Annotated in this window: 9 protein-coding genes; 5 read left to right on the top strand and 4 right to left on the bottom strand. The window is 33.7% G+C overall.

Annotation, left to right across the window (positions count from 1 at the left end; genetic code table 11):
- Positions 1–236: 236 nt before the first annotated feature.
- The 5 genes from thrS to FC091_RS13200 all read left to right on the top strand — a co-directional run bounded on the left by thrS (position 237) and on the right by FC091_RS13200 (position 4,380).
- Positions 237–2,174 (top strand): threonine--tRNA ligase, encoded by a 1,938-nt coding sequence (thrS, locus tag FC091_RS13220; RefSeq protein ID WP_138434732.1) that lies wholly within the window; start codon positions 237–239, stop codon positions 2,172–2,174.
- Between the two features lie 36 nt (positions 2,175–2,210).
- Positions 2,211–2,762, top strand: coding sequence for a translation initiation factor IF-3 (gene infC / locus FC091_RS13215; RefSeq protein ID WP_138434731.1), 552 nt, complete (start codon positions 2,211–2,213; stop codon positions 2,760–2,762).
- 66 nt (positions 2,763–2,828) lie between these two features.
- The gene (gene rpmI / locus FC091_RS13210) at positions 2,829–3,026 is read left to right on the top strand and encodes a 50S ribosomal protein L35 (protein WP_019388182.1); all 198 of its coding nucleotides are present in this window, start codon (positions 2,829–2,831) and stop codon (positions 3,024–3,026) included.
- Positions 3,027–3,129: 103 nt separating this feature from the next.
- Positions 3,130–3,474 carry a 50S ribosomal protein L20 gene (rplT, locus tag FC091_RS13205; RefSeq protein ID WP_073081329.1) on the top strand — a complete coding sequence of 115 codons (345 nt, stop codon included), beginning with the start codon at positions 3,130–3,132 and terminating at the stop codon, positions 3,472–3,474.
- Between the two features lie 102 nt (positions 3,475–3,576).
- Positions 3,577–4,380, top strand: a complete 804-nt coding sequence (locus FC091_RS13200; RefSeq protein WP_138434730.1) for an HAD family hydrolase — start codon at positions 3,577–3,579, stop codon at positions 4,378–4,380.
- Here FC091_RS13200 and FC091_RS13195 read toward each other — a convergent pair.
- The 4 genes from FC091_RS13195 to FC091_RS13180 all read right to left on the bottom strand — a co-directional run bounded on the left by FC091_RS13195 (position 4,354) and on the right by FC091_RS13180 (position 7,761).
- Complete coding sequence (locus FC091_RS13195; RefSeq protein ID WP_138434729.1) at positions 4,354–4,776, bottom strand: secondary thiamine-phosphate synthase enzyme YjbQ; 423 nt, start codon at positions 4,774–4,776, stop codon at positions 4,354–4,356. The genes FC091_RS13200 and FC091_RS13195 overlap by 27 nt on opposite strands.
- Positions 4,777–4,794: 18 nt before the next feature.
- Positions 4,795–5,979 carry an asparagine synthetase B gene (locus FC091_RS13190; protein ID WP_138434743.1) on the bottom strand — a complete coding sequence of 395 codons (1,185 nt, stop codon included), beginning with the start codon at positions 5,977–5,979 and terminating at the stop codon, positions 4,795–4,797.
- A 146-nt stretch (positions 5,980–6,125) separates the two neighbouring features.
- On the bottom strand, positions 6,126–6,851 hold the full coding sequence (locus FC091_RS13185) for a sulfotransferase-like domain-containing protein (RefSeq protein WP_246035927.1): 726 nt from the start codon (positions 6,849–6,851) through the stop codon (positions 6,126–6,128).
- Positions 6,844–7,761, bottom strand: coding sequence for an aminotransferase class IV (locus FC091_RS13180; RefSeq protein WP_138434728.1), 918 nt, complete (start codon positions 7,759–7,761; stop codon positions 6,844–6,846). The genes FC091_RS13185 and FC091_RS13180 overlap by 8 nt, the downstream gene beginning before the upstream one ends.
- Positions 7,762–7,787 lie beyond the last annotated feature (26 nt).

The raw sequence follows: 7,787 nt of genomic DNA, 5'->3' as shown, positions 1-7,787 counted from the left end.
TTTAATGCCGCTTTGTGTGAATGAACTTACCCAAACCTGCCACATTGTGTCCGTTTAGGGGCTGCAAATATAAAACCCTTTTCATTACCACCAAATTCTTTTTAAACTTTTATTGAAGAAATTTTTAGTGAATTGGATTTCAGCACATTACATCAAGTTTAATTTTATTAAAAACTTCACTTTGTCCTTTATATATATAGGTATATCTTTGTGGGCTAAATTCATATAAATTAATAATGATTAAAATCACTCTACCTGATGGTTCAGTTAGATCTTTTGATAAAGATGTAACTCCTTATGAAGTGGCTGTAGATATTAGCGAAGGTTTTGCGCGTAATGTTATTTCAGCAAAATTCAATGATAATATTGTTGAAACCACCACTCCATTAACTACTGATGGTAGTCTTACTCTATATACATGGAGAGATGATGAAGGCAAGAAAGCTTTTTGGCATTCTTCGGCTCATGTTTTGGCACAAGCGCTAGAAGAACTTTATCCTAATATAAAACTTTGGGTTGGGCCAGCTATTGAGAATGGATTTTATTACGATGTAGATCTAGGTGAGGATTCAATTTCAGAAAAAGATTTTAAGAGCATTGAGAACAAAATGATAGAAATAGCTCGCGGAAAACATGATTTTAAAATGCGTAACGTTTCTAAAGCTGAAGCTCTATCATATTATAAAGGAAAAAATGAATATAAAGTAGACCTCATCGAAAACCTTGATGATGGCTCTATAAGTTTCTGTGATCACTCTAATTTTACAGATTTGTGTCGTGGTGGACATATTCCAAATACTGGTATTATTAAGGCTGTGAAAATATTAAGTGTTGCAGGTGCATATTATAAAGGTGATGAAAACGAAAAACAATTAACAAGAGTTTATGGTATTTCCTTCCCTAAACAAAAAGAATTAACCGAATACCTTCACTTATTAGAAGAAGCAAAGAAAAGAGATCATAGAAAACTTGGAAAAGAACTAGAACTTTTCACTTTTTCTCAAAAAGTAGGTCAAGGTCTTCCGCTATGGCTTCCTAAGGGTGCTGCTTTACGTGAAAGATTAGAGAACTTTCTAAAGGCCGCTCAGAAAAAAGCTGGTTATGAAATGGTTGTTACCCCACATATTGGTAATAAAGACTTATACGTAACTTCTGGTCATTTTGCTAAATATGGCGAAGATAGTTTTCAGCCCATAAATACTCCTGCCGAAGGTGAAGAATTTCTTTTAAAACCAATGAATTGCCCACACCATTGTGAGATTTATAATAATAGACCTTATTCATATAAGGAATTACCTAAAAGATTCGCTGAATTTGGCACAGTATACAGATATGAGCAAAGTGGTGAGCTTCATGGTTTAACCCGTGTAAGAGGATTTACTCAAGATGATGCACATATTTTTTGTACACCAGATCAACTAGATGCAGAATTTAAAGAAGTTATAGATTTGGTTCTATACGTATTTGGCTCTCTGGGATTTGAAAACTTTACTGCCCAAGTATCATTAAGAGATCCTGAAAAACCTGAAAAATATATTGGTAGTGAAGAAAATTGGGAAAAAGCTGAACAGGCCATACTTAATGCAGCTAAAGATAAAGGTTTGAATTATGTTGTTGAAACTGGTGAAGCCGCTTTTTATGGTCCAAAATTAGACTTTATGGTTAAAGATGCTTTAGGTCGTCAATGGCAACTGGGTACTATCCAAGTGGATTATAACCTCCCTGAGCGTTTTGACTTAACATATAAAGGTAGTGATAATGAGCTTCATAGACCAGTAATGATACATAGAGCACCATTTGGTAGTATGGAAAGATTTGTTGCAATTTTACTGGAACATACAGGTGGAAACTTCCCACTTTGGCTTATGCCAGAGCAGGTTATGATACTGTCTGTTAGTGAGAAATATGAAAAATACGCCGAAAAAGTTTTAAATTTGCTAGAAAATAACGAAATTCGCGCCCTCGTTGATAATAGAAATGAAACCGTGGGGAAGAAAATTAGAGAAGCAGAAATGCAAAAATTTCCTTACATTATAGTTGTTGGCGAGCAAGAACAAAATGATAACACTATTACTGTTAGACAACATGGAGGAGAAGATCTTGGCACAATAAGTGTTATTGAATTTACCGAAATGATCAATAAAAAAATAAAGGAAAGCCTAAAAAGCTTTTAGATAATAAAGTTTAATTAAAAAATATAAGCCATAGCAATACGTAGAAACAGAAGGAGTTACAATAGACGAGAAGCCCAAGAGGACAAACATCGTATAAATTCTAAAATTAGAACTGAAGAAGTTCGAGTTGTAGGAGAAAATGTTGAAGTAGGCATTTATCCTATCAAAAAAGCATTATCCATGGCTGACGAACAAGGGTTAGATCTTGTTGAGATTTCGCCAAATGCAAACCCTCCTGTTTGTAAGATTATGGATTATAAGAAGTTTCTTTACGAACAAAAGAAACGAGAAAAAGCTTTAAAAGCAAAAGCTTCTAAAGTTGTTGTAAAAGAAATTCGTTTTGGCCCTCAAACTGATGACCATGATTACGAATTTAAAAAGAAACATGCTATAAAGTTCTTACAAGACGGGGCAAAATTAAAAGCCTTTGTATTTTTTAAAGGACGATCAATAGTATTTAAGGAGCAAGGACAAATCTTATTATTAAGATTAGCGCAAGATCTTGAGGAATATGGTAAAGTTGAACAAATGCCAAAACTCGAAGGTAAGCGAATGATTATGTTCATTGCACCTAAAAAAGTCAAATAAATACACCGTCACTAAGGTCGTGGTGTATTAAAAATAAGCGAAACGTAAAATTAAAACTAGGACAAAATGCCTAAAATGAAAACAAAATCGAGTGCTAAGAAACGTTTCAAACTAACTGGCACTGGTAAGATTAAAAGAAAGCACGCTTTTAAAAGTCATATCTTAACAAAGAAGTCTAAAAAGCGTAAGCTTGCGTTAACTCATGATACATTAGTACATAAGGCTGACGAAGATAATATTAAAACAATGTTACGTTTAAAGTAACAACGTTTTAATCGGTTAAAACAATTTATAAACCCTGGAGTTAGGCAAAATTATTTAGCAAGTACCACGATTTGGTCGCCTACTACAAAAAACAATTAAAGAAATGCCAAGATCAGTAAATTCAGTTGCAAAAAGAGCTAGAAGAAAAAAAGTTCTTAAGCAAGCAAAAGGATACTGGGGAAGACGTAAAAACGTTTGGACAGTAGCTAAAAATGCGGTTGACAAAGCGATGCAATACTCGTACAGAGACCGTAGAAACAAAAAAAGAACATTCCGCGCGTTATGGATTATGCGTATAAATGCAGGTGCAAGACAACACGGAATGAGCTATTCTAAGTTTATGGGTAAACTAAAAGCTAACAACATTGAATTGAACCGTAAGGTTCTTGCAGATTTAGCTATGAATCACCCAGAAGCTTTTGAAGCAATAGTAAACAAAGTAAAGTAAGGCTTTTAGCCAAATTAATAACAACATTTCGCTTATATAAAATCCGATTCATGTATTTGAATCGGATTTTTTTATTGAATCAATTTATACTCTAATCAAAAAATGAAACATGTAAAACTGGTTGTTTCCGATATGGATGGCACACTACTAAATTCTAATCACGAAGTAAGTCAGCGATTTTTTAATTTGTTTAAAAAGATGCTGTCTTTAAATATAAAATTTGTTGCAGCTAGTGGCAGACCATATTATAGCATTACAGAAAAACTTCACCCTATAACAAAAGACATAATAATTGTAGCAGAAAACGGAGGGCTTGTTATAGAAAACAAGGAAATCTTACTTAGCAACAATATCCATTCAAATAAATTAAATAAGCTTTATAATTTAGTCTCTAAAATAAAAGATGTATATCCTATATTTTGCACTAAGCATCGTGCTTACTTTCTTAATACACCCTTAGAAATAGTAAATACTTTTTCTGAATATTATTCAATGAATAAAACCATTAGTTCGTTAAAAGAAATAGAAGATGACGTTATAAAAATAGCGCTATATCATTCTAAAAATTCAGAAAGCTATATTTACCCACACGTAAAACATTTGAGCCCAGAATTTAATGTTGTTGTGTCTGGGAACAATTGGGTTGATATTTCAGAATCTATCACAGATAAAGGAAATGCGCTTTCTTTTCTGCAAAACAGATATAACATAAAACCTTCTGAAACTATGGTTTTTGGCGACTTTAATAACGATTTAGAAATGCTGAAGCTATCTAAATATAGTTATGCAATGGCAAATGCACATAAAGCTGTTAAAGCTACAGCGAATTTTGAAACCGACACAAATGATAACTTTGGTGTAGAGAAAGTAATAGAATTATTAATTGCCGAAAGCAGTCAAGACTAACAGTCTTCCTGAAGCATTATTTCTATGCTCACAGAGGTATATGCCTTGCCAAATACCCATATTTAGTTTACCATTAGTAATTGGTACTTGTAGCGAAGTTCCTAACAAAGAAGCTTTTATATGTGCTGGCAAATCATCTGGTCCTTCATAGGTATGTTTATAATACGGTTGATTTTCTGGCACCATTTTATTAATATGACTTTCAAAGTCTAATCTTACCGTTGGGTCTGCATTTTCATTTATGGTTAAACTTGCTGATGTATGCTTAATAAAAACTTGTAACTGACCTATTCTTATCTCTTTTATTTCAGGAATTGCATTTTTTATTTTAGAAGTAATGAGATGAAAACCTCTTGGGTAAGCTTCTAGTCTAATCTCTTTTTGAAAGAATTTCATTTATAATAAAACTACCTATTAAGTCTTCTGCTTTTTCTTCTTCGCTGCTGGAAACAATACATTATTTAAAATAAGTCTATAACCTGGCGATGTTGGGTGTAAATCGAGTTCTGTCTTTGGGTCTCCCACTCTATGTGTATAATCTTCTGGATCGTGACCTCCATAGAATGTAAAAAAGCCTTTACCCTTAATTCCATGAATGTATTTTGCTTCTCCATTAGTTCTATTTTCGCCCATTACTAATACATTGGATTTTATTTCATCTCTTGTAAAAGATGTCGTTTGTCCCATAAATCCTTTTACTAGAGATGTATGATTTTGTGTTAACATCGTAGGAATCGGATCCCACTTAGCAGAGTATTCCATCAACGAAAAATAATCAGTTTTAAAAGGTATCTGACGTTTAGACGTCATATCAATTGAAGAAAACTCATAAACATTAGGGCTTCTTTCTAAGACATAGTCCTTAAACGCAAATGTTTTTGAGTAATCTATTTTGTTTTGATATCCTGGGTCACTTACATCACCATCAAACATAGGTTCGCAAATATCTACTCCTTCTGCCGATAAGGCAATATCAAAACTATCGGTTGCCGAGCACATTGCAAACATAAAACCTCCACCTACTACGTAATCTCTAATTTTTAAGGCTACTGCTAATTTTGCTTCTGAAACCTTATCGTAACCTAGTTTTTCTGCCAATTCTTCGGCATTCTTTTTTTCTTCAATATACCAAGCTGCAGAACGGTAGGTTCTGTAAAATTTCCCATACTGGCCTGTAAAATCTTCGTGATGAAGATGTAACCAATCATAAAGTAACAATTCATCGTTAAGAACTTCTTCATCGTAAATAGTTTCATACGGAATTTCAGCATAGGTCAAAACCATAGTTACTGCATCGTCCCAAGGTTGTTTTCCATAAGGTGTGTAGACTGCAATCTTTGGTGCTTTTTCTAATACAACCGCTTCTTGATTTACTGCAGGACTTGCAATTTCATCTAATATCTCTTTAGCTTTACTGTCTGAAATCACTTCAAAAGATACACCTCTTATCTGACATTCACGTTGAATGATTTCTGCATCAGGCAACAAAAACGAACCTCCTCTATAATTTAAAAGCCAATTTACTTTGAGTTCGCGCTCTAAAGTCCAATAGGTAACTCCATAAGCCTTGAGATGATTTTCTTGAGATTCAGCATCCATTGGAATTAATATATATGAAGCGTATGCATTAACACTGAGAAAGAGTGCAAATAATATGAAAGTTAATTTTTTCAAGTTCATAGATTTATAACGAAATATAACCAATTTTTAGTCTTTCTAGTCTTATTTTATCATTCTTTTAAGAGCTAAATGGCATACTCCATCAGTCTATTATAATGAGGTAAACATTGTTCTAAAAGGGTATTTAGGTGTGTTGGAAAAGCTTCTGTTTTTGGTTTATATTCTCGAAATCCACTCGATTTATGAACGTTATGATACCAATAATCTGCCCAAATACCATCTTCCTCTCGTTTTTGTGGTTTCCAGGATAACATAGACTTTTCAAATGGAATGTTTGCAAATTCACATAACTTGAGTAGTGTAGCTTCAGGGTTTTTAAGGACTTGCTTAGAATTTATAACCTTGAAAGGAATACTTTGATTTTCAAAATAATTTAAAAGATCGATATGAAGTTGATAACCTACATCATCAATTGTAGGATTATGAATCACTTTATCAAAAGATGGTAACATATCTACAGGATTTCTAGTTAAAATAATATTGATGGTATCCTTCATGAATGAACGATCTAAATCTAAGAGATGATGCGTCATTTGTTTGAAAAACAAAACTTGCTTTTCAGTATTGTTCAACATCATTTCTACCACCTTTTCTCCATCAGATTCCATAGTATTCATAATCTCTTCTGCGCCTGGATGATAACTATTCGCATCTGGATGATGCTTTAAGTAATAGGCATAAAGTGGTTCATCAAACACTTTTGTATCCTTACGTTGTGCAAAAGAATACATCAATGCAGTTGATATATTTCTTGGTCCAGACCATAAACATACACGTTTAATATTATCCATTGGCAACTGTTTTTTCGATTAACTTTTCGTACAAATCGCTAAGCTCTCTAGTCATTTTTCCACACTTACCCTCGCCTATTTGTCGCCCATCGATTTTTGTAACAGGTGTTAAACCTCCGAAAGTTCCTGTAACAAAAGCCTCGTCTGCTCCATATACATCAAACAAAGAAAAATCTTTTTGAAAACAAGGTATATTGTTAGTATTGCAAACTTCTATAACCTTAGCTCTAGTAATACCATTCATACAATACTTGCTTGTAGATGTCCACACTTCGCCATTTTTAACAATAAAAAAATTAGTAGCATTACAAGTGGCTACAAATCCATTAACGTCTAGCATTAAAGCTTCATCAGCTCCAGCTTCAATCGCTTGAATAAGCGCCTGAACTTCATGAAGCTTACTATGGCAATTCAACCTTGGGTCTAGATAATCTGGCGAACCTCTTCTTATGGTACTCGTAAACAAGGTAATCCCTTTTTCTTTAGATACTTTTGAAGCTTTTTTATACTCTGGAATAATCACCACATTTGGTCCGGAAATGGTTAACCTTGGGTCTTGGGATGGTGTTTTTTTAATGCCACGCGTTACCATTATTCTTACGTGTACGTCATCTTTCATACCATTAGCATTAAGAGTATCCCATACTTTTTGGGTTAACTCTTTTTTGGTAAATGGCAGTACCATACCAACCGTTTTAGCAGATTGCCACAAACGATTAAAATGGTCTTCGATAAATACTAGAACGCCATTGTGTAACCGTAAGGCTTCCCACACACCATCACCTACTAAATAACCACTATCAAAAACAGAAATTTTTGCTTCGTTTCGAGGAAATAGCTCGTCATTAATGGAAATAAGAATAGTATCGTTTCTGGAGTCTTCTTGTGCATTGTGCGTGCCGTGAACCATAATGTTTTGTTTATGGCATGAAGATA

Origin of the sequence: Winogradskyella algicola (assembly GCF_005869935.1) — a bacterium.
Classification (GTDB): Bacteria; Bacteroidota; Bacteroidia; order Flavobacteriales; family Flavobacteriaceae; genus Winogradskyella; species Winogradskyella algicola.
Note: the sequence above shows the minus strand (reverse complement) of the source record. Positions and strands in the feature narration are given on the sequence as shown.